Raw genomic sequence first — 23,604 nt, 5'->3', positions numbered from 1 at the left:
TCGCGCGCTATCTCGGTCTTTGAAGCTCGTCCTGCGGATCCTTCGGGACGCGGCAGGAGTTCTCCAGGTAGAGGCCCGCGACGATGAGCACCACGAACGCCAGGAACGACCCCGTGGCGACGAAGAACTCCACCCGCGGGGTCTCCCTGGTCAGCAGCTGGACCGTCGTCAGCGAGAACCCGGCGAAGACGCCCGCGAAGACCGCGCCCGCGTACGCCGAGGCCTTCCCCAGCGCCGCCAGCCGGGCCACCGCCAGCGGCTCGACCGGTTTGGTGTCGGGCTTGCGGGCGATGCGCGCACGCGTCATCCAGCCGCTGTAGAACTCGCCGACGGCCAGCAGCAGGACGGTCGGGATCGCCGTCCACGGCACCAGCGGCAGATCGGCGTAGAACTGCCTGACGAACAGCCACGACAGCAGAGCGACGACGACCAGCACGCCTACCAGGACGGCGGGGCGAGTGGGCTTCAATCCGGCCCCTGCAGCTTGAGGTCCTGGCGCAGCCGTACGCCTGACTGGTCGAGCCCCTTCAGCAGGTCGGCGACCGGGCCGCGGCCCGGCATCACCGCCGAGGGGTCGGCCTCCACCCACGGCACCAGGACGAAGGCCCGCTCGTGGGCGCGCGGGTGCGGCAGCGTCAGCTCGGGGTCGTCGGAGACCACGTCGCCCGCGGCGATGATGTCGACGTCGAGCGTGCGCGGGCCCCAGCGTTCGGCCCTGACCCTGCCGAAGGCGTTCTCGATGCTCTGCGCCCGGTCCAGCAGCGTCTCGGGGGTGAGCTTGGACTCGGCGATGACGACGGCGTTGAGGTAGGGCTTCTGGTCGTCGGGGCCGCCGACGGGATCGGTCTCGTAGACCGGTGAGACCGCGACGAAGCGCAGCCCCGGCGCGTCGAACAGCGAGTCGATCGCGCCCTGAAGCGTCTGGAACCGGCTCCCCAGGTTGCTGCCCAGGGCGAGGACCACTTTCATGCACGGCTCCGCAGGATCGTGACGGCCACGTCGTCGAAGGGCAGCGGGATCGGGGCCGCAGGCTTGTGCACGGTGATCTCGGCCGCCTGCACGGTGTCGTCGGCCAGGCAGTGCTCGGCCAGCCGGGCGGCGAGCGTCTCGATCAGGTTGACCGGCTCCCCCTCGACGATCTTCGTCAGCGCCTGGGCCAGCTCGCCGTAGTGGACGGTGCGCGTGACGTCGTCGGTGTCGGCGGCGGGCCCGGTGTCGAGGAACAGCGTGGCGTCGATCACGAACTCCTGCCCGAGCTCGCGTTCGGCGGGCAACACCCCGTGGCGGCCCCGCGCGCGCAGCCCTCTGAGGGTGATCCGGTCAGCGGTCACGTTCGGCTTCCTCCTCCTCGTCCTCCTCGTCGCTCTGCAGCACCGGCGAGCCGTGGTGCATCCACAGCCGCCAGCCCCTGCCCGACCTGACGTAGACGTTGCTGGCCACCACCTTGCCGGCGGCGAAGCTGGCCTCGCCCTCCTCGCCCGCCGTCAGGATGTTCTCCACGCAGGTCAGGATCGCCACGTCGCCGAGCACGGTCGTCTGCACGTCGGTGAGCACGAACTGGATGTAGGTCGTGTTGGCCATGATGAGCGCCCACGACCGCAGCACCTCGGCCCGGCCCGACAGCATCGACCAGCCGGGATGCACGCACGACACCTGACCGTCGGCGGTGTCCTCGGCCCAGATCTCGGTCATCTTGTCGAGGTCGGCGTCCTCGATGGCGGTGTAGAAGGCCTGGTTGACCGTCTCGATCGCGGCGATGTCGACGCTCATCGGCCGCTCCCTCGGGTCCAGGCGGCCGCCACGCGGACGGCGTCGGCGTTCGGTGCCACGTCGTGCACCCGTACGCACCAGGCGCCCGCCTGCGCGGCCAGCGCCGTGACCGCGGTCGTGGCGGCGTCGGAGCGCTCGAACGGGCGGGGAGTGCCGTCGGGATCGGCCAGCAGCCTGCCGAGGAACCTCTTGCGCGACGCCCCGATCAGCAGCGGGAAGCCCAGCTCGGCCAGCTCGCCGATGCCGGCCAGCAGCGCCCAGTTGTGCTCGGCGGTCTTCGCGAACCCCAGCCCGGGATCCAGCACGATCTGGCTCTCGGCGACGCCCTCCGCCAGCACCAGCGCGACCCGCTTTTCCAGTTCCTCGCGCACCTCGGCGACCACGTCGGAGTAGACCGCCCTGCTGTCCATGTCGTGGCTGTGGCCCCGCCAGTGCATCACCACGTACGGCACGCCCGTCGCGGCCACCACCCGCGGCATGTCGGGGTCGGCCAGACCGCCACTGACGTCGTTGACGAGCGCGGCACCAACCTCGACCGCCGCTCTCGCCACCTCGGCCCGCATCGTGTCGACGCTCACCGTGACGCCCTCGCCCGTCAGGGCGCGGATCACGGGGACGACCCTGGCCAGCTCCTCCTCCTGCGACACCCGCGCCGCACCGGGCCGGGTGGACTCGCCACCGACGTCGACCAGGTCGGCGCCCTCCTCGACCAGCTCGAGGCCGTGGCGGACGGCGGCGTGCTCGTCGAACCACTGGCCGCCGTCGGAGAAGGAGTCGGGCGTCACGTTGACCACACCCATGACGAGGCAGCGCTCCTCGACTGGCAGCCCCATCTTCATGTCACCAAGCCTAGGTGCATCACTCGTGTCGTCTCCCCGCCGGGTCTCCCCTTTGTGGATAACGATCTGTCTCACCCCCGTGTACGGCTATGGCGTGACATGCTCCTGTGACGACCGCGGGTCCTGGATGGACAGGCGCCGACCGCGAAGGCGCCTGTCCGGGCGTGCCGTACCGGAGGAAGGGTCAGCGCAGGATGAGGGCCATCGCCTCGGCGCGGGTCTTCTCGCTGGTGCGGAAGTCGCCCCTGACCGCGGAGGTCATGGTCTTCGCGCCCGGCTTGCGGACCCCGCGCATGGTCATGCACAGGTGCTCGCACTCCATCACCACGATCACGCCGCGCGGCTCCAGCACCCGCATGAGCGCGTCGGCGATCTGCGAGGTCATGCGCTCCTGCACCTGCGGGCGCCTGGCGAAGACGTCGACCAGCCGGGCCAGCTTCGACAGCCCGGTGACCTGCCCCTTGTCGTTGGGGATGTAGCCGACGTGCGCCAGCCCGTAGAAGGGGACGAGGTGGTGCTCGCAGGTGGAGTACACCTCGATGTCGCGCACCAGCACCATCTCGTCGTGGTCGACGTCGAACACCTTGTTCAGCACGTCCTCGGGGCGCTGGTGCAGCCCCGAGAACTGTTCGGCGTACGCGCGGGCCACCCTGGCGGGGGTGTCGAGCAGGCCGTCACGGTCCGGATCCTCGCCGATGGCGTACAGGATCTCCCGGACGGCCTTCTCGATCCGAGCGTGATCGACCTCGCGCGGCTTCACGCACCCTCACCAGAGGGGAGGGCGTTGTCGGCGCGCGCGGTCAGTGCGCCGTTTCCGGACTGCTCCTTCGGCGTCAGCACCGGCGGGCGGTCCGAGGGGAGCCGCTTGCCGTAGCCCGCGTAGGACGGGCGGTGCTCCTTGACGACGACGGGCGAGAAGATCTGGAGCACCTGCTCGCGGGAGAGGGTCTCCTTCTCCATGAGCTCCAGCACCAGGTTGTCGAGGACCTCGCGGTACTCCACGAGGATGTCCCACGCCTGGTCGTGCGCCGTCTCGATCATCCGGCGCACCTCCTCGTCGATCGTGGAGGCGATCTTCTCGGAGTAGTCGCGCTCGTGGCCCATCTCGCGGCCCAGGAAGACCTCGGCCTGGCCGGTGCCGAACTTGCGGGCGCCGAGCTGCTCGCTCATGCCGTACTCGGTGACCATGCGGCGGGCGACGGCGGTGGCCTTCTCGATGTCGTTGGAGGCGCCGGTGGTGGGCTCGTGGAAGACGAGCTCCTCCGCCGCGCGACCGCCGAGCAGCATCGCGAGCTGGTCCATCATCTCCGACCGCGTGGCGAGGAACTTGTCCTCCATCGGCAGGGTCATGGTGTAGCCGAGCGCGCGGCCACGGGAGAGGATCGTGATCTTGTGCACGGGGTCGCTGTTGGGCAACGCGTGCGCCACGAGCGCGTGACCGCCCTCGTGGTAGGCGATCATCTTCTTCTCCTTGTCCGACATCACCCGCGTCTTGCGCTCGGGGCCGGCCATGACGCGGTCGATGGACTCCTCGAGGGTGTCCATGGTGATCAGCTTCTGGTCGGCGCGCGCGGTGAGCAGCGCCGCCTCGTTGATCACGTTGGCCAGGTCGGCACCGGTGAAGCCGGGCGTACGGCGGGCGATGATGTCGAGGTCGACCTCGGGCGCGAACGGCTTGCCGCGACCGTGGACCTTGAGGATGCCCTTGCGGCCCTCCAGGTCGGGACGGTCGACGGTGACCTGCCGGTCGAACCGGCCGGGACGCAGCAGCGCCGGGTCGAGGATGTCGGGCCGGTTGGTCGCGGCGATGAGGATCACGCCGCCCTTGACGTCGAAGCCGTCCATCTCGACGAGCAGCTGGTTCAGCGTCTGCTCGCGCTCGTCGTGACCGCCGCCGAGGCCGGCGCCGCGGTGGCGGCCGACGGCGTCGATCTCGTCGATGAAGATGATCGCCGGCGCGTTGGCCTTGGCCTGCTCGAACAGGTCACGCACGCGGCTGGCGCCGACACCCACGAACATCTCGACGAAGTCGGAGCCGGAGATGGAGTAGAACGGCACGCCCGCCTCACCCGCGACCGCGCGGGCGAGCAGGGTCTTGCCGGTGCCGGGCGGGCCGTACAGCAGCACGCCCTTGGGGATCTTGGCGCCGATGGCCTGGAACTTGGCCGGGGCCTGCAGGAACTCCTTGATCTCCTGCAGCTCCTCGATGGCCTCGTCCGCGCCGGCGACATCGGCGAACGTCGTCTTGGGGGTGTCCTTGGTGATCAGCTTCGCCTTCGACTTGCCGAAGTTCATCACCCGGCTGCCGCCGCCCTGCATCTGGTTCATGATGAACAGGAAGATGAGCACGATGATGACGATCGGCAGGAAGCTCACGAGCAGGCCGATCAGGAAGTTCTCCTGCGGCACCTCGACGTTGAAGCCGTTCTTGAGCTTGCCGGCCTGGTCCTGCTTCTCGAGCTCGTCGACGAGCTGCACACCCTGCCCCGCCACCCAGCTCGACTGGATGCGGTTGGTGGACACGTCGCCGATCTTGACCGGGGTGTTGAGCGTCAGCTCGATACGCTGGTCCTTGTCGACGACCTTCGCGTTGGAAACGTTGCCGTCGCGGATCTGCTTGAGCACCGTGGACGTGTCGGCTGTCTTGAAGTTGCCGTCACCGCTCCACATCGTGGTGACAAGCAGGAGCAGCACGACGATGCCCAGGATCCACAGCAGTGGCCCACGTGTAAATCGCTTGAGATCCATCCGATGCGGAACCCCTGCGGGCCCGTCCCTTCCTGACCAAGGCCTTGAACCCCGACGATCCGGGGCTGCGGCATCCGACACCGCTCCTACTGACTACCCGAGGGCGACACGGGGTCACCCCCTCGGTGTCAGAAGGTACACCGGGGGAGGCGCAGGGTCACTGCCCGCTCCACCGGCCTTGCCCTACCAACGTACGTCAGGCCGCTCGATGTTCCCCGCCATTCGTCGGCTGTCAGCTGTTGTAGACGTGCGGCGCGAGCGTCCCGATGAAGGGGAGGTTGCGGTAACGCTCCGCGTAGTCGAGCCCGTAGCCGATGACGAACTCGTTCGGGATGTCGAAGCCGATGTACTTGACCTCGATCGGCACCTTGACCGCGTCGGGCTTGCGCAGCGCCGCGCAGATCTCCAGCGAGGCGGGGTTGCGCGACTTCAGGTTGTCGAGCAGCCAGCTCAGCGTGAGGCCGGAGTCGATGATGTCCTCGACGATCAGCACGTGGCGGTTGGTGATGTCGGTGTCGAGGTCCTTCAGGATCCGCACCACACCCGACGACTTGGTGCCGGCGCCGTAGGAGGACACCGCCATCCAGTCGGTCTGGACCGGCAGGTGCAGGGCCCGGGCCAGGTCGGCCACCACCATCACCGCGCCCTTCAGCACGCCGACGAGCAGCAGGTCCTTGCCTGAGTAGTCTGCGTCGATCCGAGCCGCCAGTTCGCCGATCTTGGCCTGGAGCTCGTCTTCGGAGATGAGGACCCTCTCGAGGTCCTTGCCCATGTCGGCTGCGTCCACCTGGGTGTCCTTACGCTTGGTTCTCTTGCGCGGGGGCGAACACAAGGGTGCCATACCGCCGAACCACACCAACTCCCCCGGGTAGGTCGGCCCTTCCTTGCCCTCGCCATGCCGTGATCAGCCGTTCCACGGCCATCACGTGGCCCGCCGACAGCGCTCCCGAGGGCGAGCCCGCGGCGATCGCCGCGCGCCGCAGCACGCGCCGCCGCACGGCGGCCGGAAGACCGTCGAGCCCCGGTACGGCAAGCGTCACAACCCCTCCGATATCGCTTAGAGCGCAATCGTCGAAGGCCCTCGCGGCCCACTCGTCGAGGGCGTCGGCGTCGTCCCTCGCCAGATCGGCGGTCCGCGCGAGCGCCTGGGCGACGCCCGGCCCCAGCTCCCCCTCCAGCACCGGCAGCACCCTGGTACGCACCTTCACCCTGGTGTAGCGGGTGTCGGTGTTGTGCGGGTCGTCCCACACGTCGAGGCCCAGCGCCGCGCAGGCGGCCTCGGTGGTGTCCCTGCCGAGCCGGAGGAACGGCCTGCGGTAGCGGCCCGCCCGCTCCGCCATCCCCGACAGCGACCGCGGTCCACTGCCCCTGGCCAGGCCGAGCAGGACGGTCTCCGCCTGGTCGTCACGGGTGTGGGCGAGCAGGACCGTCACGGCTCCCAGCCGGTCGGCCGCCGCGGCGAGCGCCTGGTAGCGGGCGTCGCGGGCGGCCGCCTCGGGGCCGCCCGCCGTACCGACGCTGACGGTGAGGACCTCGACCGGGTCCAGGCCCCACCCCCTCGCCGTCTCGGCGACCTTCACCGCCCGGTCGGCCGAGCCGTCCTGGAGCTGGTGGTCGACGGTGAGGAGACCGGCGCGGATGTTCGCCCTGGGCGCAACGAAAGCCAGGGCGGCGGCCAGCGCGAGCGAGTCGGCGCCGCCGCTGCAGGCGGCCAGCACCAGGTCGCCGGGGACGAGGTCGGCCAGCGCCTCGCGGACGGCTCGCCGTACGTCGGCGACGGCCGGATGTGGGCCCATGGCGCCATTCTCCCGCCCCTCGGGCCCCGCTCAGCCGGACGGTCCCCGCGACGCCCGCGCCTGGCAACCTCGGGGATCGTTCCCGCGTCCGGCCAGACCGCCGGAATCGTCCCCGCGCCTGGCCGGCTCTCCGGATCGTCCGCGTCCGGCCGGACCGCCGGGATCGTCCCCGAGACGCCCGCGCCGGTCAGGCCTCCGGGTCGGCCGGCTGGGCCGGGAGGGCGGACGGGCTCTGCGGGACGACGCGCGCGATCCACCGGTCAGGATCGGCGATCTCGTCCGACATCGGCAGCGTCTCCGGCGAGGTCCACACGCGGTTGAACCCGTCCATCCCCACCTTGCCGACCACGTGCCGGACGAAGGCCGACCCCTCGGCGTACTGCTTCATCTTCATCTCGAGGCCCAGCAGCTTGCGCACCGTGCGGTCGAGGCGCGACATCCCCTCGCGGCGCTGGCTGAACTTCGCCCTGATGTCGGCCACCGACGGCACCACGCTCGGGCCGACCGCGTCCATCACGTAGTCGCCGTGCCCCTCCAGGAGCGTCATCACCGCGGTGATCCGGTCGAGGATCTCCTTCTGCTCCGGCGTCTGGATCACGTCGATGAGGTTGCCGTCGCCGGTGCCGCGCACCACGTCAGCCACGGTGTCGGCGGCGGCGCGCAGCCGTTCGAGCAGGGTGGCCACGTCGAGGTCGGAGGCGAGCAGGAAGTCGGTCATCTGCGACCTGACGTACTCGCGCAGCCACGGCACCCCCGTGAACTGCACCCGGTGCGTCTCCTCGTGCAGGCACACCCACAGGCGGAAGTCGCGCGGGTGGACGCCCATCTCGCGCTCGGCGTTGACGATGTTCGGCGCGACGAGGGTGAGGCGGCCGATGGGCTCGCGTCCCGTCGGGTCGGGCGGCAGGAACAACTCGTACTGCCCCAGCACCCGCGAGGCGAGGAAGGCCAGCACGGCGCCCACCTCGACGCCGGTGATCCGCGACCCGACGGCGCTGACGATGGCGGGCGGCGGGTTGTCGCGGTTGGCCATCCGCTCGGTCAGCGGTTCGAGCACGACGCGGAAGCCTTCGACGTTCGCCCGGATCCATCCCGGCCGGTCGACGATGGTGGCGGGCTGCGGCGGGGTGGCCGCCTCTATCTTGGTGAACTCGCGAACGTGCCCCTCCGCTTCACGGGAGAGGGTGCGCAGTTCGGTGACGGCGTGGCGGGCCTCCTCACGGCTCACCTGTGGTCCGGGGCGCACCAGGCGCGTTCCGGTCGAGACGGCCAGATCCCAGTCGATCACCTGCATACCGTCCACCGTACGTGGTCGGCTCGCCCGCTGCGAAGAACTGGCCCGCCCTCCTGCGCGGGCCCGGCGCCGCCGCCCGGCTGCCGCGTGCCCTGGCCGGTCAGGAGCGGGCGACGATGGCGGCCAGACGGTCGAGGACCGACTCGGCGGTGTAGGGGACCTTGTCGGCCAGGAAGGCGAAGGTGACCAGCCGCCCCGAGCGCGTGGTGGCGAACCCGGCCAGCGTGTTGACGTGGTTGAGCGTGCCGGTCTTGGCGCGGACCAGGCCGACCTGCCCCTTGCTGTCGCCGCCGGTGAAGCGGTGGCCGAGCGTCCCGGTGAACCCCGCGATCGGCATGCCAGCGAGCAGCGGACGCAGCGCGGGGTCCTTGGCCGCCACGGCCAGCACACGGGCCAGGCCATCCGCGCTGATCCGGTTCCTGATGGACAGCCCCGACCCGTCGGAGACCGTCACACCCTTGTCGATGCCCAGCCGCTTGAGCACCGCCAGCACCGCCTGGGAGCCGCCCTCGAAGGAGGCGGGCCTGCCCTCCTTGATGGCCACGTGCCTGGCCAGCGCCTCGGCCAGGTCGTTGTCGCTCTTCGTGAGCGTGCGTTCGACGAGCGCGTAGACGGGCGCGGACTCCACCGCGGCGAGCGTGGCCGCCCCGCGGGCCGCCTTGGCCGGGCGGATCGACGTGCCGACGCTGATGCCGTACTTGCCGAGGGTCCTGGCGAACGCGGTGGCCGCGTAGGCGGCCGGGTCGGCGACGCGCGGCGTCGAGGAGGCCGGGTTCTGGCGGCCCTCGTCGATCGCCAGCGCGTGGACGGGAGCGGCCTCGCCGTCCGGGATGTAGTTGGGCTTCCAGCCGGGCGCGGACCCGCTGCCGGTGAAGAGGGAGGCGTCGTAGGAGAGCGTGACCTTGGTGACGCCCGACGACTTGAGCGCGGCCGCGGTGCGGGAGGCGAGCTGGACCATCGACGCCTGCTTGGGATAGGCGCCCGGCTTGGCCGACGGCCCGGCCAGCGTCGGATCGCCGCCGCCGACCAGCACGATCGAGTTGCGGTTCGAGCCCTGGACGACGGAGGTCTTCAGGCGGGCGTCGGGACCGAGGGAGGCGAGCGCGGCGGCGCAGGTCACCACCTTGGTGGTGGAGGCCGGGGTGATCCCGGTGGCGGCGTCGGCGGCGAAGATCTGCTCCCCCGTCCCGGCGTCGATGACGACGGCGCCCACCCTGGCACCGAGCGCTTCGTCACCCAGGGCGTCGGCGAGCTGTGCGGCCAAAGTACCCTTAGGGGGGAGAGGTCCGTCTCCACCCGAGGCCAGCACCGGCCCCGCGGTGACCACAGGGACGGGCGAAGGCTCAGCACGCTCGGTCGGCAGTGGTTCAGGCCTCGTCAGCGCGCCCAGGCTGAGATCGTTCGTCAGCGCGTACGCGCCGGCGACGATCGTCACCGCCTGGAGCATGGCGAGTGTGGTCAACGCCACCCACCGCTCGCGCCGCACCACGTCGCCGACCTCTCTCTCAGTTCGCCTACGAGACATTAACGCCCAACCGGGGGTGCCCGGGGGGCTCGAGCGGAGGAACCGCGGTGGAGTTCGACGTTGTCGTTGAAATTCCGAAGGGGCAACGGAACAAGTACGAAGTGGACCACGAGACCGGCAAGATCAGGCTTGACCGGCTCCTGTTCACCTCCACGCAGTACCCCGCCGACTACGGCTTCATCGAGCACACCCTCGGCGAGGACGGCGACCCGCTCGACGCCCTCGTGCTGCTGCAGGAGCCGACCTTCCCCGGCTGCTACATCACCTGCCGCGCGGTCGGCATGTTCCGCATGACCGACGAGAAGGGCGGCGACGACAAGGTCCTGTGCGTGCCCGCCACCGACCCGCGGATGGAGCACATCCGCGACATCCACCACGTGGCGGAGTTCGACCGGCTGGAGATCCAGCACTTCTTCGAGGTGTATAAGGACCTGGAGCCCGGCAAGTCGGTCGAGGGCGCCAACTGGGTGGGCCGCGTCGAGGCCGAGGCCGAGATCGAGCGCTCGTTCCAGCGCGCGAAGGAGCAGGGCTACACCGCCCACTGACGGTTTCCCCGCGGGGCGCGGGGTTTCGTGGTGGCTCACGTCTCACGGGACCTCCCGTCTCGCGGGTGTGTCCGTCTCAGCGGACCCGCGACTCGTCGAATCTCGCGCATTCTGGAACCTCGCGCCTTGTGGAACCTCGCGTCTTGTGGACACTCGCTCGGCGACCGTTGTCCTCCGGCGTGCGGTGGATAGTGCGCACCGCCGGATCTCGGCGCTTCCGGACGCTCACGTCTCGCGGAAGCGATGTCGCTGGAGGATTCCCTCGGCGTACGGCCGGACCGGGCGGCCTAGCGGGGACGGGTCGCGCCGACCAGGTCCCTGCGCCACATGGAGGCGATGCGGACCACGTCTCCCGTCTGCGGCGCGTGCACCATCATGCCGCGCCCGACGAAGATCCCCACGTGGTGGATGTCTCCGGGATTGTTCGTGACCTTGCCGAAGAACAGCAGGTCACCCCTCTGCAACTGGTTCAGAGGGACGTGCGGGCCCGCGTTCCACTGCGTGCCCGTCCAGTGGTCGAGCCGCACCCCGACCTTCTCCCAGGCCCGCATGGAGAGCCCGGAGCAGTCAAAGCCCGACGGGCCGGCGGCCGCCCACACGTACGGCTTGCCGAGCTGCGTCAGCGCCCAGTTGGCCACGACGTCACCCGTCGTCTGGCCTGGTGTCATCCATCTGGCGGCCGATCCGGCCCCGCTGGCCTTCGCCAGCCGCTGTTGTCGCTCCAGCCGGGCCTGTTCCATCGCGGTGGCCCGCTGCCTGGCCAGTTGTTCGGCCTCGGTGCGCGCCGCGTCCACGCGTTTCTCCAGCGTGACCTTCTCCGCCTCGATGGCCTCGGTCTCGCGTTGCTGCGTGTCGACCGCCGCCTCGGCCGCCGCCTTGGCCTCCTCGGCCTGCGCGGCGGCCCGTTGTTGCTCGGTGTAGGCGTCCTCGGCCTGCGCGCGGAGCACGGTCGCCACCTGTTGGGTGTCGCGCACCTGTTTCAGCTTCTCGGTCTGCTCCTGGCCGATGGATTCGAGCGTGCTCGTCCGGTGCAGGTAGCCCTCGAGCCCGCCGCCGTCGCTGAACAGGCTGACCATGGGATTGCTGAGATCCATGCCCGCGTACGACTGCGTGGCCAGCATCGAGACGGCGGCCTTCGTCGCCGCCACCCTGTCCTCGGCCGCTTTCAGCCGCTCCATGGCCATGGAGTGCCGCTCCCGCGCCCCGTCCAGCTGGACGATCTGGCCGTTGTACGCCTCGACCATCCGCCCGGCGTTGACGGCCAGCTCGTCCAGCCGCGTGTTGGCCGCGGCCAGCCGTACGCTTGCCACCCCGAGCGCCTTGGCCCGCTGCTTCACGGTGGCGCGCGCCCTGGCGACCTCACCCGCGGATGGCGCGGGCTCGGCGGCGGCCGGTGGACACAACGTCGCCACCATGCAACAGGCGACGAACAGGCGTGTTCTGACGGTATGCATACGATTCCCCCCTGCGCATGCGTCGTCACTCTATGCACACGATTCCCATTAGTCACACAGCGCACACATGAAACTTACGTAACGTAATCACCGCAGGCGGAGTAGGCGTTCTATCCACGGCCGGAGTCCCGTCGAGGGCGGTATCGCCCCCTTCGGGTAGGCGAAGACCGGCGTCTCGCTCCCATACGCAGCGTGAAGTTCGGCGGCCTTGCACCAGTCGGCGGTGACGCGGGCGGCGGCCCACGCGGCGGCGATGGCCGGGCGCGCCTCGGGATGGCGTTCGAAGGTCTGGTAAAGGGTCATGGTGGCGTGGGCGGCCTGGTGCCCGACGCGTGGATAGGCGGCGCCCGCCAGGTAGGGGGCGGTGACCCTGCCGCCGTAGGCGGTGCCGAGCACCCAGGTCCAGTCGGCGACGACGAGGGCCAGCACGGGGTCGGGCACGGCGGCGGCCGCGCCGTACATGCGCTCCTGGCGGGGGCCGGCGAGCCTGCACCTGGTCCACAGCCAGTCGAGGTCGGCGGGAGGGTCGCCGCGGGCCAGCCACGAGAGCGTGGCGAGGGAGCGCGCGGTGAGCAGGCGGGACAGGTCGAGCACGTCCCTGAGCATGCGGGGGCCGGGGTCGAGCCAGGTCGGCCAGTCGATCTCATGGATGCGGGGCACCAGGTCGGCCAGTTCCCCAGGAACGGGGAGCGGGCAGACCCGGTGCCCCTTGACGGTGAAGCGCTCCACCGGGCTTACGCGTTCTCCTGCCTGGCCGGCGCCTCGGTCAGGACCTGTGGGGGCTCCTCGGCGGCCGTGACCACCGGTGTCCCGCCGCTTGCCCGCTCAGGCGCGCCGCCCCCGGACGCCGCGCCCCCGGACGCCGCGCCCCCGGCCCCCGACCCTTCGGCACCCGTGGACCCGGAACCCGAGGACCCGGAACCCGTGGACCCGGAACCGCCTGAACCCTGCTGCGGATCCTTCGTCGGTGGGACGGTCGGCGCGGGAGTGGGGGTGGGCTCCGGCTTGGGCGGCTCCGTCGGCAGCCGCGTGGCCGTCGGCTCCGGAGTGGGCGGCGGGGACGTCGCCGGCTGCGTGGCCGTGGGGGTGGGGGTCGGGGTGGGGGTCGAGGTGGCGGTGGGCGTCGCCGTAAGGGTGGGCCGGGGGGTGGGCGTCCTCGTGGGGCACGGCGTCTTCGTCGGACTGCCGTGGTGGTCACGGGGCGGGCTCGTCCCCGGCGGCTCCCCCGGCGTCAGCGTCGGCGGCGTCGGTGCCGGGCCCGTGCGGGTCGGCTGGGGCACCCACGGGACACGCGGCGGCGCCGGCACGGGGTCCGGCGTCGTCGCGGTCACCGGCGCCGTCGACCGGTGCGCCCCGACGGGATAGGTCGCCGAGCTGTTGAGGATGGGCTCCACCGTGATCGGCGTGTCGTGAGGGTTCGGCAGCCAGGGCAACCTGATCCCCGGCGGCTCCCCGGTCGCGGGAAACGCCCCCGAGGCGATGCCCGTGATCCCGTCACCCTCCTTACCGAAGTAGGTGAAGATCATGCCGATGGCCGCGAGGGTGGCGACCGCCGCCAGCGCGCCCGCCAGCGCCTGCGACCAGCGCCGTGCCCTCCCGTCTCCCGCGTGGGGAAACCCGGCCGCGTCCAGCGCGGCCGACCGCCGCGCCACATACCTCCGGTACGGCAGCAGCTCGGGGTCGACGAAGCAGCTCATCACCCTGACCCTGAGCGTCTCCGGCAGCGCCGCGGCGGGCATCAGCTCGAAGACCTTCGCGATCGACACCTGTCCGGCCCGGTGCGGCGCGCAGGTCTCGCACCTGTCCAGGTGGGCGACCACCTCCCCGCGCATCTCGGCGGTCAGCTCGCCGGAGAAGCCGGTGAGGATGGCGGCCCGCTGCGGGCAGTCGTAGGGACCCTTCCGGGCGAGGACCTCGGCGGTGATCGCGTCGCCGAGCCGTTCGGCGGCCGCCTCGTGGGTGATCTCGATCTGGCGCGGCGTGACCCCGAGAACCGCCGCGACATCGAACGTGGACAGGCCGTGCCTGGTGGTCAGCTCGAGCAGCTCGGCGTCGGCCGCCGTCAGGCTGCGGACGGCGTTCCACGCCATGACGCGCAGGTCGGCGTCGGCGGGATCGGCCAGGGCAGGGAGCGCGACCATCACCTCGGTCTCGTCGCCGCCACCGCCGGTGCGCCGGCGCAGGCACTCCTGCCTGGCCAGCGCGTAGAGCCAGCCGCGCAACCTGTCGGGCTCGGCCAGGGCGCCGATGTGAGCCTCGGCGGCGATGAGGGTGTCGCGCAGGGCGACCTGGGCGCTGTCGGGATTGCTGAGGAGGGTCCAGCAGTAGTGGTGGATGCCCTCGGCGTGCGTGTCGTAGAGCGCCGCGAGGGCACCCGGGTCGCGGGCGCGGAGAGCCTCGACCAGGACGCGGTCGTTCATCTGTTGTGTGGCGCGGAACCCATGGCTCGGAGCAGCGCCACCCTCCTTTCCACGCTCTTGCGGCAGGGGTGATGTCCGGGCGGGCCGGCCGAGCACCTGACGCGGACTGCGGGCACGCTGACCGGCCTCCCTTCAGCCAGATGGGACCGAGAAGGCGAGCCGCGGCCTCGCCGCCGCTGCGCCGACGTGACCGAAGGTAATGGATCGGTAACTTGCCGTTCTACCGGTTCATTGGGGTCCGCCAAGAAAAACCCGTAGCCCTGACCGATTTATCGTCTTATTGACGAGCGGATCGCCAAAGAAAGCCCGTCCGGAAATGTCACGAATGACAGCGCACAAAGAGGGCCCGCGGGAAAGCGCGGGCCCTCGTCGGGTTGTCAGGGGCGTGGATCAGGGTGCCGTCAGGGCTTGCTCTCGCCCGGCGGCATCTGCCGTCCCTTGTCGTACGCGAACGGCGCGGTCGTCGGCTTGACCGTGTGCACCGGCTGCGCCCCGCCCAGCGCCAGCTCCTCGTAAGGACGTCCGGTCGAGCCCCAGGTCCTGGCCACCACGTCCGTCATGGCCACCTTCGCCGTCGCGGGCGGCCCTTCGACCGTCAGGATGAACCGCGGCGGCTTCCCCGCCCGCACGTCGTCGACGAACGTGCTGGCGCCGGCCACCAGCTTGCCCGCCTGGTCACGCAGCAGCGCGGTCACGACCAGGCTGCCGGCGGGCAGCACGTAGGGGTTGTCGACCTCGCCGGTGACCAGGTAACTGCCGTTCTTCTGCTTGACGGTCTGCGACCTGGTGATCGGGAACGGCAGCAGCGACGACGGGACGCGCGCCGCCTGCCGCCACTGCGTCGAGCGGTACTCGATCGTCACCTTCGCCGGCTTTCCTGAAGCCGGCATCTGCCCGGTGAAGGGCAGGTCGCCCCCCGGCGGGACAGCGTCGAGCGGCTGGTCCGTGCGGGCCACCTCGGCGCCCTTGGCGTCGCGCCCCACGATCGTGGCGACGACGTGCTCGCCGAAGTGCCAGGGGTTGCTGTTGACCAGCACGCCCGCCCAGTTCACGACGTACCCGTCGGCGCTCTTGGCGACCGACGAAGCCTGCTCTTTGAGTACGAGCGGCTTCATCTGGACAGGTGGCTTCTCCGCCGCGGCACAACCCGCCACGAGGACGAGGGCGAAGGCGGCGATGGTACGGATACGCGGAATCACGTTGCCGTGATAACCGGTTTCCGGGTACGGCAGGCATGAACACGCGCCTGCCGTACCAACTCTTTAGTCAATGTTCAGCGTTGGCGGGCCACGCGTGTTTCGTCCCACACCGGTTCGGCGGATTCGTACACATTTCCATCCGCCCCGAACACCAGAAACCTGTCGAAGTCGTCGGCGAACCAGCGGTCGTGCGTGACCGCGACCACCGTGCCGTCGAAGGCGTTCAGCCCATCCTGCAGCGCCTCGGCGCTTGCCAGGTCGAGGTTGTCGGTCGGCTCGTCGAGCAGCAGCAGGGTCGCGCCCGACAGTTCGAGCAGCAGGATCTGCAGCCGCGCCTGCTGCCCTCCCGACAGCGTCTCGAAGCGCTGGTCGGCGATGAGCCCGGCGAGCTCGTAGCGGGCCAGGACCTTCATCGCCTCGTTCTTGAGCTTGGCGTGCTCGGTCATGACGATCTCGCACGGTGTGCGGCCGTGGAGCTCGGGGCGGGCGTGCGTCTGGGCGAAGTGTCCCGGCACGACGCGCGCGCCCAGCCTGGCCACTCCCGTGTGCGCGACCGGCTCCCCGGCCAGCAGGCGCAGGAAGTGGGACTTGCCCGACCCGTTCGAGCCGAGGACGGCGACGCGCTCGCCGTACCAGATCTCCAGGTCGAACGGCTTCATCAGGCCCGTCAGCTCCAGGCTCTCGCTGATCACCGCGCGCTTGCCCGTACGGCCGCCGCGCAGCCGCATGCTGATCTTCTGGTCGCTCGGCGCCACCTCCGGCGGCCCCGCCTCCTCGAACCGGCGCAGCCGCGTCTGGGACGCGTGGTAGGCGGCCGCCATGCCGTCGTTGTACCTGGCCTTGTTCTTGAGCATGTTGACCAGGGCCTTGAGCTTGGCGTGCTCCTCGTCCCACCGCCTGCGCAGCTCGTCGAGGCGCTCGTTCCTGGCCTTGCGGGCCTCGGCGTAGGTGCCGAACCCCCCGCCGTGGATCCAGACGCCGCCCGACTCGACCGTGACGATGCGGTCGGCGGCGTTGGCCAGCAGCCGCCGGTCGTGACTGACCAGCATGACGGTCTTCGGAGTCTCGTTGAGCTGCTGCTCCAGCCAGATCTTGCCGGGCACGTCGAGGTAGTTGTCCGGCTCGTCGAGCAGCAGCGTCTGGTCGGGCCCGCGCAGCAGCGCCTCCAGGACCAGGCGCTTCTGCTCCCCGCCCGACAGCGTGGACGTCTCGCGGTACTTCACCCTGTCGTACGGCACGCCGAGCGCCGCGATCGTGCAGGTGTCCCAGAGCACCTCGATGTCGTAGCCGCCCGCATCGGTGTAGTCGGTGATCGCCTGGGCGTAGCGCATCTGGGTCTTCTCGTCGTCGCGCTCCATCATCGCCAGCTCGGCCTGGTCGAGGCGGTGCGCCGCCTGCCGTACCGCCGGTGGGGCGACGCTGAGCAGCAGGTCGTGCACCGTGCTGCCGTCGCGGATGCTGCCGATGAACTGGCGCATGACGCCCAGCCCGCCCGAGCTGGCCACGCTGCCCTCGACCGGCTGGATGTCGCCGGCCACCAGGCGCATCAGCGTGGTCTTGCCGGCGCCGTTCGGCCCGACGAGCGCGGCTTTGACGCCCTCGCCGATGCGGAAGGACACGTCGTTGAGCAGCGGCCGCCCGTCAGGCAGGACGTAGGTGAGGTGCCCCACCTCGACGTGTCCCATGGCGATTCCCTTTCAGAGGTCCTCGCGCAGGCTACATGGGCGTTTCGCGGGCGGGCATCCTATTTTCAGCGCGCACGGCCGGCCGCACCACGGAGAAGTTCGGTCTTCACGACTCCCTCGACTTCGATGCGCGCGAAATCGGGCAGTACGAAGCGACTTCCGGTGGCCGCATCTGGTATGCCATCGATGACGACAACCGCACGCTGTGGATCACGAGGGCGGGCACCGGGCACCCCAAACAGACCGACAAGCGCAAGGGTCGCAAGGCGCACGTCAGAACTTTCCTCATCGAATGCTTGCTTCCTGTACGGCCGGACCGAGGAATCGGGCGGGCGCTGGATGCTGGGTGAGCGCCTGATAGCAGGTGATCAGACCGACCAGGGCCGCGCCCCAGAACAGGAACCCGCCGTAGGTCAGGCCGATCACCCACAGGTTCGCGCTGCCGGGCGCGGTCGGGAACTCGGCGAGGCCGACGAACTCACCGATCGTGGTCACCGCCGCCGGCAGCCCCATGGACAGCAGGCCGACGCCGCCGATCCAGCCGGCGCCCAGCACCAGCCGGCGGGGCACCCACCGGGCCCAGCCCTGGATCAGCGCGACCGCGCACAGCGCGCCGAACACCGGAATGGTGACGCTGAAATCGGCCAACGGGCTGTACCAGTGGTGCGCACCCACCAGCCCCGATTCACGGTAGCCGCCCACCGGGTAGCCCAGGGCCCACACCGCCTTGAGGGTCGCGTAGGGCAGCGGCGCCAGCGTCGCGGCCCAGCCGAACCGGCGCAGCCGGCGGCCGACAGCTCGCACGTCCACCGACTCGGGGCGCGTGCGACGCTGGTAGGACCAGGCGGCGACGGCGAGCGCCCCGACGCCGACGAGCACGATGAGCTGGTCGACGAACAGCGTCCAGTACGGCTCGGCCGCCCAGCCGGGCAACCCGGTGACCCACAAGAGCACCCGCAGCAGGTTGAGCAGCAGGATCTGGCCGCCGAAGCACAGCAGCGCCAGCGCGCCGATCCAGGTCGCCGCAAGCAGGCCCGTGCGCGGGATCCGCCGCCCGAAGGGCCGCACCGTGGCCAGCGCCAGCACGGCCATCGCGGCCAGCGCGAGCACACTCCCCCACCCGGACAGGCCGTCCAACTCGGGCAGCGGCCGGCTGGCGCACGGATCCGCGGCGGTGGCCGTGGCGGCCTCGGTGGCGCTGCAGCGCACGGCGAGCCACTCACCGCCCATCGTCCAGTAGGCGCGCAATCCCGCGTACGCCGCCGCCCAGCCGGCGGCGAGATAACCCGCGACCGGTGATCGTTGTCTCATGAGGTCTCCGTCCAATGTTCGTTCGGTGATCTCACACTCCCTCCGCGGACGCCGCTCCCGCGTCTGCCCGGCGGCCAGGAAAGATACGACCTCAGGCATACGCGGCTCCGCCCCCGGGCAGACGCGGCGCGCCCTTGCCCGTTCGTAGACTCAGGGCCATGTCACAGGCGATGGGACGGCTGCTCTCGCAGGCCAGGGCACGGCCGCCGCTCGCCGACGCCGCCCTGGCCACGCTGGTTGGCCTGCCGCTGCTGGGCTGGACCTGGCTCGTGCTGACCGCGACTCCTGGCCCCGCGCCGCTCGCGTTCGCGGGTGCACTGCTGGCGCACACCGCGATGGGCTTGCGGCGCACAATGCCGCTGGCGTCCTTCGGCGCGGTCTCGGTGGGATGCGCGGCGATGCTGGCTGGCACCGGGGTCCTGCTGCTGCCACCGTCGATGCTGGTGTTTCCGTGGTCGCTCTACTCGGTGTGCGCCTACGGATCGCGGCGTGCTCTGGGCTGGGGGCCGGCCGCGGCCGTGCTCGGATCCGCAGCCGTCGGCGCACGGTTCTGGCTCAACCCGCGCCAGGCGGCCGGCCTGCCCCCGGCGTACGTCTTCCTCTTCCTGCTCGCCGTCACCATGGTGGCGTGGAGCCTCGGCATGTGGCGCCGGACGCAGCGGGCGTACCTGGCCTCGCTGGAGGATCGGGCGCGCAGAGCGGAAGCCGATCGGGAGGAACGCGCCCGACGGGCCGTGAGCGACGAGCGAGCCCGGATCGCCAGAGAGATCCACGACGTGGTCTCGCACTCGCTGTCAGTGGTGATCAGCCAGGCGCAGGGCGGCACCTATGCGGTAGGCGCCGACCCTGGCCGGGCTGCGGAAATCCTCGCCACGATCGCCGACGCCGGACGCCACGCGCTGGCGGACATGCGCGGCCTGCTGGGCGTGCTGCGCGCCGACACGCCGCTGGAGCCCGAGTCCGGAGACTCCGCGCCGACGCTGGCCGAGCTGCCCCGGCTGCTGGAGGGGACCAGGGCCGCCGGGCTGGAGGTGACGTTCCGGCAGGACGGCACCGAGCGGCGGCTCAGCCCCGCCGCCGAACTGGCGGTCTACCGGCTGGTCCAGGAGTCGCTGACGAACACGCTCAAGCACGCGGGCGCCGGCCGCCGGGCCCTGGTGGTGCTGAGCTGGGAGACGGCCGAGCTTGCGGTGCGGGTCCAGGACGACGGCCCCGGGGATCCCGGCGGGCCCGGCGACGGCGCAAGGCTCGGCCTGGTCGGCATGCGCGAGCGATTCCTTGCCTTCGGCGGTACGGTTACCGCCGGACCGGCAACGGCCGGTGGGTTCCACGTGTCCGCCCGCCTGCCGTACCCCTGCGGACCGGAGCGAAGGGGCAGACGTGACGATCAGAGTGTTCTTCGTCGACGACCAGGTGATGGTCCGGGCCGGCTTCGTGATGGTGGTCGAGGCTCAGCCCGACATGATGGTCGCCGGTGAGGCCGGCGACGGCGCCGAAGCGCTGGAGAAACTGGCCGTCACGACCGCCGACGTGGTCCTGATGGACGTCCGGATGCCACGTATGGGCGGGGTCGAGGCGACCCACCGCCTGCTCGCTCGTCCCGGACCTGCGCCCCGGGTGGTCGTGCTCACCACGTTCGACCTCGACAAGTACGCCTTCGCCGCGCTGCGGGCCGGAGCCAGCGGTTTCCTGGTCAAGGACGCGCCGCCGGAGGACCTGTTGGCCGCGATCCGCACCGTGCACCGTGGCGACGCGGTCATCGCACCGTCCACCACCCGTCGGCTCATCGACCACATCGCCGCCGACCTCCCGGTGCCCGATGACGGTCCTGACCCACTGGCCGCGCTGACCCCGCGGGAACGCGAGATCCTCCAACAGATCGCGCTCGGCCGGTCCAACGCCGAGATCGCCGGTCGGCTGCTCCTGTCCGAGGGCACAGTGAAGACCCATGTGGGCCGCATCCTGGCCAAGCTCAAGCTCCGTGACAGAATCCAGGCCGTGATCTTCGCCTACGAGAACCGCCTTGTCCGCGCTTCTTGATCGACAGATCCCGGGTTCGAGTCCCAGGCGCCCTACCAGCCAAAACGGCGATTATCGATCTTTTCCAAAAGGGCGATGACAGCCACTTTGACAGCCAAGAGGCCGGACCTCGCCAGGAATCCGGCCACTCGTGCGTTCTTTGATCACCCGAACTGCTTCTTGGCGACCGCCTCGACGGTCGCTCGTTCGATGTCCGGGAGCACGTGCGTGTACGTGTATCAAGGAATGCGGGGCCAGTAATCAGGCCAGAAGAAGACGGCAATCTCGCGGCGAGGCATGGGGGTCACGGGTTGCACGTGAGGTGCCCCACCTCGACGTGTCCCATGGCGATTCCCTTTCAGAGGTCCTCGCGCAGGCTACATGGGCGTTTCGCGGGCGGGCATCCTATTTTCAGCTCGTGCGATCGACCACACCCCGGAGAAGTTCGGTCTTCACGACTCCCTCGACCGCGTGGCAGAGCTTGGCATCAGTTGTGAGCAACGGAATAGCTCTGTCGAGCGCCAGTTGGGCGAAGATCGCGTCATACATGCGGAGGGTGAGCCGCACCGCCAGAGTGGCGGCTCTCTCGAGCCTGTCTGCGTCGACCTGGTGGACGCGAACCCCGAACTCATCAATGACCCGGACGGCCGCGACGAACTCTTCAGCCGTCAGGCGACCGGCGAGAAGCCCCTTCTTCCGCAAGACTCCCGCGACTTCGATGCGCGCGAAATCGGCTGTCTCCAGCCCGACCTGATCGTGCAGGAAGGCCTCTTGAATTTCGCGAGCATGCTCGAAGCCAGGTTGATCGACAAACCACCTCAGGAACACGCCCGTATCGACGACGTAGGCGTCAGTCACGCGACTCGTCCCGAAGGCGATGGAGCTCTTCGTCCACGCCCGTCACTCCACGCATCCGCTCCCGGATCCGTTCCAGGGTCAGCGCTGCTCCCTCACGGCGGCGTGTCGCTGCGATGTTCTCACGGACGAGTGCCAGCACCGGCGGCACCTGGTCCTCGGGCAACTGGTCGACCAGCGAGTGGAGCTCGTCACGCATCGCGCTCATATACGGAGTCTACGATTCAGGCATGATCGACGGCAGCGCCTCGCCGTTAGCGCGACCATAGGTGTCATGGCTTGCACGTGAAGTGCCCCACCGTGTCCCATGGCGATTCCCTTTCAGAGGTCCTCGCGCAGGCTACATGGACGTTTCGCGGGCGGGCATCCTGTTTTCAGCGCGAACGGCCGGCCACACCGCGGAGAAGCCGTCGTGCCGCTGAAGGGTGGAACCACCTGCTCTCCCAGGCCCGGGAAAACCTGGACCGGGCGCGGGTGTCACGTGGACAACCGCCAGCACCCTCTCAAAGGCGCGCTGGGCGCGGTGAAGGTAGGCGGAGAATTCCTGGAGCAGTGGCAGTACGAGGCGACTTCGGAGTGGCCGCATCTGGTACGCCATCGATGACGACAACCGCACACTATGGATCACGAGGGCGGGCACCGGACACCCCAAACAGACCGACAAGCGCAGGGGTCGCTGACACTAGACAGGGTCATGGCTTGCACGTGACGTATCCGAACTCCCCGTGACCCACGGCGATTCCTCCATCGGTGGCTCGCGCAGGCTGCATGGCGGTTTCGCAGGCGGGCATCCGATTTTCAGCGCGTGCGTCGGCCACACCGCGCAACAGTTCGGTCTTCACGACTCCCTCAACCGCGTGGCAGATGCGCCTCTCGGCGTCAACCTGGTGGGCGGGGGCTAGCTGCCGGTACGGCGGTGCGCCTGGTTACGCTCCTCGAACCGGTCCTGCGCGTCCAGGACGGCGTCGCCGTACCGTGCGGCCCACACGCCCATCGCCCGCATCGGGCCGAGCAGCGCGACACCGGCCTCTGTCAGCGCGTAGTCCACGCGCGGTGGTGCCTCCGCGTACGCCCGGCGGTCGACCAGGCCGTTGTACTCCAGGCGCCGCAGCGCCTCGGTGAGGACCTTGGGGCGGATCCCGCCGATCCGGGCGACCAGTTCACGTGGCCGCATCGGACCGCTCTGGCCGAGCGTGTACACGACGACGCTGTCCCAGCGGTTCGCGAGCACCTCGAACGCCATGCGCGCCCGGCAGTCGGAGGTGTACGCGAGCTCCGGCAGGTCGGGGAGATTCTCCACGCCCCCATCCTGCCTGCTCCGACGGACACCACGTGGTGCGCATCGGGCCACCTACCGTCGGGGACCGGCATCACCTGCGATGTCACCTCGGCACTGCCGGGTCGCCGACGATCCGGAGTCAGGAGTCAGGAGTCACACCATGCGTATCGGCATCCTCGGCACGGGCATGATGGCCACGACACTGGGCGGCGCGTGGGTCCGCGCGGGGCACGACGTGCTGGTCGGCGGACGCGACCGGGCCGCGGCCGCCGCGACGGCGGCCCGTATCGGCGCCGCGGGGTACGGAACTCTCACGGACGGGGCGGTCCACGGCGACCTCGTCCTCGTGGCGGTCCCCGCGGACGTGGCGCCGAAGGTGGTGGAGGGGCTCGCCGACGCTCTCAGCGGGCGGACGGTCGTCGACTGCACGAACCCCATCGCGCCGGCCGACGGCGGGCTGATGCTGACGACAGGCGGCACGACGTCGGTGGCCCGGCGGATGGCGGAGGCCGCGCCGGGGGCCCACGTGGTCAAGGCGTTCAACCTGTGCCACGAGAGCATCTGGACGCTGCCACGCCCGGCGTTCGAGGGCGCCCCGCTGGCCGTGCCGTTCTGCGGGGACGATCCGGGCAGCCTCGACCAGGTCACCGCACTGATCACGTCGATGGGCTGCACGCCCATGCCCTGCGGGGGGCTGGCCCGCGCGGTCTACATCGAGGCGACGGCGGCGTTCGCCATCGGGGCGTGGTGGTCAGGAACGGAGCCGCGGTTCGCCTTCCCGACACCGGCACAGGCCTCGCCGAACTCCTAGAGCCTGCCGTTCGCCGGCGTCGACGCCGCGGCGTGGGGGCGCTCAGGGCGAGAA

General features: G+C 70.4%; 24 protein-coding genes. 4 read left to right on the top strand and 20 right to left on the bottom strand.

Going from position 1 to position 23,604, the window contains the following annotated elements; genetic code table 11:
• Positions 1-7: 7 nt before the first annotated feature.
• The 11 genes from ABZX22_RS16495 to dacB all read right to left on the bottom strand — a co-directional run bounded on the left by ABZX22_RS16495 (position 8) and on the right by dacB (position 9,936).
• Entirely contained in the window at positions 8-469 is a 462-nt protein-coding gene (locus ABZX22_RS16495) for a DUF3180 domain-containing protein (protein WP_354909357.1), read from the bottom strand.
• Entirely contained in the window at positions 466-969 is a 504-nt protein-coding gene (gene folK / locus ABZX22_RS16490; RefSeq protein ID WP_354909355.1) for a 2-amino-4-hydroxy-6-hydroxymethyldihydropteridine diphosphokinase, read from the bottom strand. Before folK ends, ABZX22_RS16495 begins: the two co-directional genes overlap by 4 nt.
• Complete coding sequence (gene folB / locus ABZX22_RS16485) at positions 966-1,331, bottom strand: dihydroneopterin aldolase (protein ID WP_354909352.1); 366 nt, start codon at positions 1,329-1,331, stop codon at positions 966-968. Before folB ends, folK begins: the two co-directional genes overlap by 4 nt.
• Positions 1,321-1,770, bottom strand: a complete 450-nt coding sequence (locus ABZX22_RS16480) for a nuclear transport factor 2 family protein (RefSeq protein ID WP_354909351.1) — start codon at positions 1,768-1,770, stop codon at positions 1,321-1,323. The genes folB and ABZX22_RS16480 overlap by 11 nt, the downstream gene beginning before the upstream one ends.
• Positions 1,767-2,609 (bottom strand): dihydropteroate synthase, encoded by an 843-nt coding sequence (gene folP, locus ABZX22_RS16475; RefSeq protein ID WP_354909349.1) that lies wholly within the window; start codon positions 2,607-2,609, stop codon positions 1,767-1,769. The genes ABZX22_RS16480 and folP overlap by 4 nt, the downstream gene beginning before the upstream one ends.
• A 184-nt stretch (positions 2,610-2,793) precedes the next feature.
• Complete coding sequence (gene folE / locus ABZX22_RS16470) at positions 2,794-3,369, bottom strand: GTP cyclohydrolase I FolE (protein ID WP_354909347.1); 576 nt, start codon at positions 3,367-3,369, stop codon at positions 2,794-2,796.
• On the bottom strand, positions 3,366-5,357 hold the full coding sequence (ftsH, locus tag ABZX22_RS16465; protein WP_354909345.1) for an ATP-dependent zinc metalloprotease FtsH: 1,992 nt from the start codon (positions 5,355-5,357) through the stop codon (positions 3,366-3,368). Before ftsH ends, folE begins: the two co-directional genes overlap by 4 nt.
• A 232-nt stretch (positions 5,358-5,589) precedes the next feature.
• Positions 5,590-6,144, bottom strand: a complete 555-nt coding sequence (gene hpt / locus ABZX22_RS16460) for a hypoxanthine phosphoribosyltransferase (RefSeq protein WP_354909343.1) — start codon at positions 6,142-6,144, stop codon at positions 5,590-5,592.
• A gap of 10 nt (positions 6,145-6,154) precedes the next feature.
• Entirely contained in the window at positions 6,155-7,153 is a 999-nt protein-coding gene (gene tilS / locus ABZX22_RS16455; protein WP_354909340.1) for a tRNA lysidine(34) synthetase TilS, read from the bottom strand.
• 187 nt (positions 7,154-7,340) lie between these two features.
• Positions 7,341-8,447, bottom strand: coding sequence for a zinc-dependent metalloprotease (locus ABZX22_RS16450; RefSeq protein ID WP_354909338.1), 1,107 nt, complete (start codon positions 8,445-8,447; stop codon positions 7,341-7,343).
• Between the two features lie 100 nt (positions 8,448-8,547).
• A complete protein-coding gene (gene dacB, locus ABZX22_RS16445; RefSeq protein WP_354909335.1) occupies positions 8,548-9,936 on the bottom strand; it encodes a D-alanyl-D-alanine carboxypeptidase/D-alanyl-D-alanine-endopeptidase in 1,389 nt (462 codons plus the stop codon).
• An 83-nt stretch (positions 9,937-10,019) separates the two neighbouring features.
• On the opposite strand from dacB, the gene ABZX22_RS16440 reads away from it, so the two are divergent.
• On the top strand, positions 10,020-10,517 hold the full coding sequence (locus ABZX22_RS16440; protein WP_354909332.1) for an inorganic diphosphatase: 498 nt from the start codon (positions 10,020-10,022) through the stop codon (positions 10,515-10,517).
• A 287-nt stretch (positions 10,518-10,804) separates the two neighbouring features.
• Here the strand turns inward: ABZX22_RS16440 and ABZX22_RS16435 are convergent, their stop codons facing one another.
• From ABZX22_RS16435 to ABZX22_RS16410, 6 genes are all read right to left on the bottom strand, one after another.
• The gene (locus ABZX22_RS16435; protein ID WP_354909330.1) at positions 10,805-11,971 is read right to left on the bottom strand and encodes a C40 family peptidase; all 1,167 of its coding nucleotides are present in this window, start codon (positions 11,969-11,971) and stop codon (positions 10,805-10,807) included.
• Between the two features lie 87 nt (positions 11,972-12,058).
• A complete protein-coding gene (locus ABZX22_RS16430) occupies positions 12,059-12,700 on the bottom strand; it encodes a hypothetical protein (RefSeq protein ID WP_354909328.1) in 642 nt (213 codons plus the stop codon).
• Between the two features lie 5 nt (positions 12,701-12,705).
• Entirely contained in the window at positions 12,706-14,391 is a 1,686-nt protein-coding gene (locus ABZX22_RS16425; protein ID WP_354909326.1) for a sigma-70 family RNA polymerase sigma factor, read from the bottom strand.
• 401 nt (positions 14,392-14,792) lie between these two features.
• Positions 14,793-15,590, bottom strand: coding sequence for a hypothetical protein (locus ABZX22_RS16420; protein WP_354909323.1), 798 nt, complete (start codon positions 15,588-15,590; stop codon positions 14,793-14,795).
• 74 nt (positions 15,591-15,664) lie between these two features.
• Positions 15,665-17,275, bottom strand: a complete 1,611-nt coding sequence (locus tag ABZX22_RS16415; protein WP_354909321.1) for an ATP-binding cassette domain-containing protein — start codon at positions 17,273-17,275, stop codon at positions 15,665-15,667.
• A gap of 285 nt (positions 17,276-17,560) precedes the next feature.
• Positions 17,561-18,586 (bottom strand): hypothetical protein, encoded by a 1,026-nt coding sequence (locus ABZX22_RS16410; RefSeq protein ID WP_354909318.1) that lies wholly within the window; start codon positions 18,584-18,586, stop codon positions 17,561-17,563.
• 158 nt (positions 18,587-18,744) lie between these two features.
• Between ABZX22_RS16410 and ABZX22_RS16405 the strand changes: the two genes are divergently transcribed.
• Both ABZX22_RS16405 and ABZX22_RS16400 read left to right on the top strand, forming a co-directional pair.
• Entirely contained in the window at positions 18,745-20,064 is a 1,320-nt protein-coding gene (locus ABZX22_RS16405) for a histidine kinase (protein ID WP_354909316.1), read from the top strand.
• Complete coding sequence (locus tag ABZX22_RS16400) at positions 20,003-20,626, top strand: response regulator transcription factor (RefSeq protein WP_354909526.1); 624 nt, start codon at positions 20,003-20,005, stop codon at positions 20,624-20,626. Before ABZX22_RS16405 ends, ABZX22_RS16400 begins: the two co-directional genes overlap by 62 nt.
• A 390-nt stretch (positions 20,627-21,016) precedes the next feature.
• Here the strand turns inward: ABZX22_RS16400 and ABZX22_RS16395 are convergent, their stop codons facing one another.
• From ABZX22_RS16395 to ABZX22_RS16385, 3 genes are all read right to left on the bottom strand, one after another.
• Positions 21,017-21,463, bottom strand: a complete 447-nt coding sequence (locus ABZX22_RS16395) for a type II toxin-antitoxin system VapC family toxin (RefSeq protein ID WP_354909315.1) — start codon at positions 21,461-21,463, stop codon at positions 21,017-21,019.
• Positions 21,456-21,668 (bottom strand): hypothetical protein, encoded by a 213-nt coding sequence (locus tag ABZX22_RS16390; protein ID WP_354909312.1) that lies wholly within the window; start codon positions 21,666-21,668, stop codon positions 21,456-21,458. The genes ABZX22_RS16395 and ABZX22_RS16390 overlap by 8 nt, the downstream gene beginning before the upstream one ends.
• A 690-nt stretch (positions 21,669-22,358) precedes the next feature.
• Complete coding sequence (locus ABZX22_RS16385) at positions 22,359-22,760, bottom strand: helix-turn-helix domain-containing protein (protein ID WP_354909310.1); 402 nt, start codon at positions 22,758-22,760, stop codon at positions 22,359-22,361.
• 139 nt (positions 22,761-22,899) lie between these two features.
• On the opposite strand from ABZX22_RS16385, the gene ABZX22_RS16380 reads away from it, so the two are divergent.
• The gene (locus ABZX22_RS16380; RefSeq protein WP_354909308.1) at positions 22,900-23,550 is read left to right on the top strand and encodes an NAD(P)-binding domain-containing protein; all 651 of its coding nucleotides are present in this window, start codon (positions 22,900-22,902) and stop codon (positions 23,548-23,550) included.
• The last annotated feature ends 54 nt before the right edge of the window (positions 23,551-23,604 follow it).

Origin of the sequence: Nonomuraea sp. NPDC003804 (assembly GCF_040610675.1) — a bacterium.
Taxonomy (GTDB): Bacteria; Actinomycetota; Actinomycetes; order Streptosporangiales; family Streptosporangiaceae; genus Nonomuraea.
Note: the sequence above shows the minus strand (reverse complement) of the source record. Positions and strands in the feature narration are given on the sequence as shown.

What these genes read in the sequence shown, in the direction of transcription:
- ABZX22_RS16435 (WP_354909330.1), bottom strand. Translation starts at nt 11,971, where the DNA reads ATGCATACCGTCAGAACACGCCTGTTCGTCGCCTGTTGCATGGTGGCG.
- folK (WP_354909355.1), bottom strand. Translation starts at nt 969, where the DNA reads ATGAAAGTGGTCCTCGCCCTGGGCAGCAACCTGGGGAGCCGGTTCCAG.
- ABZX22_RS16390 (WP_354909312.1), bottom strand. Translation starts at nt 21,668, where the DNA reads ATGAGCGCGATGCGTGACGAGCTCCACTCGCTGGTCGACCAGTTGCCC.
- ftsH (WP_354909345.1), bottom strand. Translation starts at nt 5,357, where the DNA reads ATGGATCTCAAGCGATTTACACGTGGGCCACTGCTGTGGATCCTGGGC.
- ABZX22_RS16410 (WP_354909318.1), bottom strand. Translation starts at nt 18,586, where the DNA reads ATGAGACAACGATCACCGGTCGCGGGTTATCTCGCCGCCGGCTGGGCG.
- ABZX22_RS16425 (WP_354909326.1), bottom strand. Translation starts at nt 14,391, where the DNA reads ATGAACGACCGCGTCCTGGTCGAGGCTCTCCGCGCCCGCGACCCGGGT.
- ABZX22_RS16380 (WP_354909308.1), top strand. Translation starts at nt 22,900, where the DNA reads ATGCGTATCGGCATCCTCGGCACGGGCATGATGGCCACGACACTGGGC.
- folP (WP_354909349.1), bottom strand. Translation starts at nt 2,609, where the DNA reads ATGAAGATGGGGCTGCCAGTCGAGGAGCGCTGCCTCGTCATGGGTGTG.
- ABZX22_RS16400 (WP_354909526.1), top strand. Translation starts at nt 20,003, where the DNA reads ATGGTCCGGGCCGGCTTCGTGATGGTGGTCGAGGCTCAGCCCGACATG.
- tilS (WP_354909340.1), bottom strand. Translation starts at nt 7,153, where the DNA reads ATGGGCCCACATCCGGCCGTCGCCGACGTACGGCGAGCCGTCCGCGAG.
- ABZX22_RS16450 (WP_354909338.1), bottom strand. Translation starts at nt 8,447, where the DNA reads ATGCAGGTGATCGACTGGGATCTGGCCGTCTCGACCGGAACGCGCCTG.
- ABZX22_RS16405 (WP_354909316.1), top strand. Translation starts at nt 18,745, where the DNA reads ATGTCACAGGCGATGGGACGGCTGCTCTCGCAGGCCAGGGCACGGCCG.
- ABZX22_RS16415 (WP_354909321.1), bottom strand. Translation starts at nt 17,275, where the DNA reads ATGGGACACGTCGAGGTGGGGCACCTCACCTACGTCCTGCCTGACGGG.
- ABZX22_RS16480 (WP_354909351.1), bottom strand. Translation starts at nt 1,770, where the DNA reads ATGAGCGTCGACATCGCCGCGATCGAGACGGTCAACCAGGCCTTCTAC.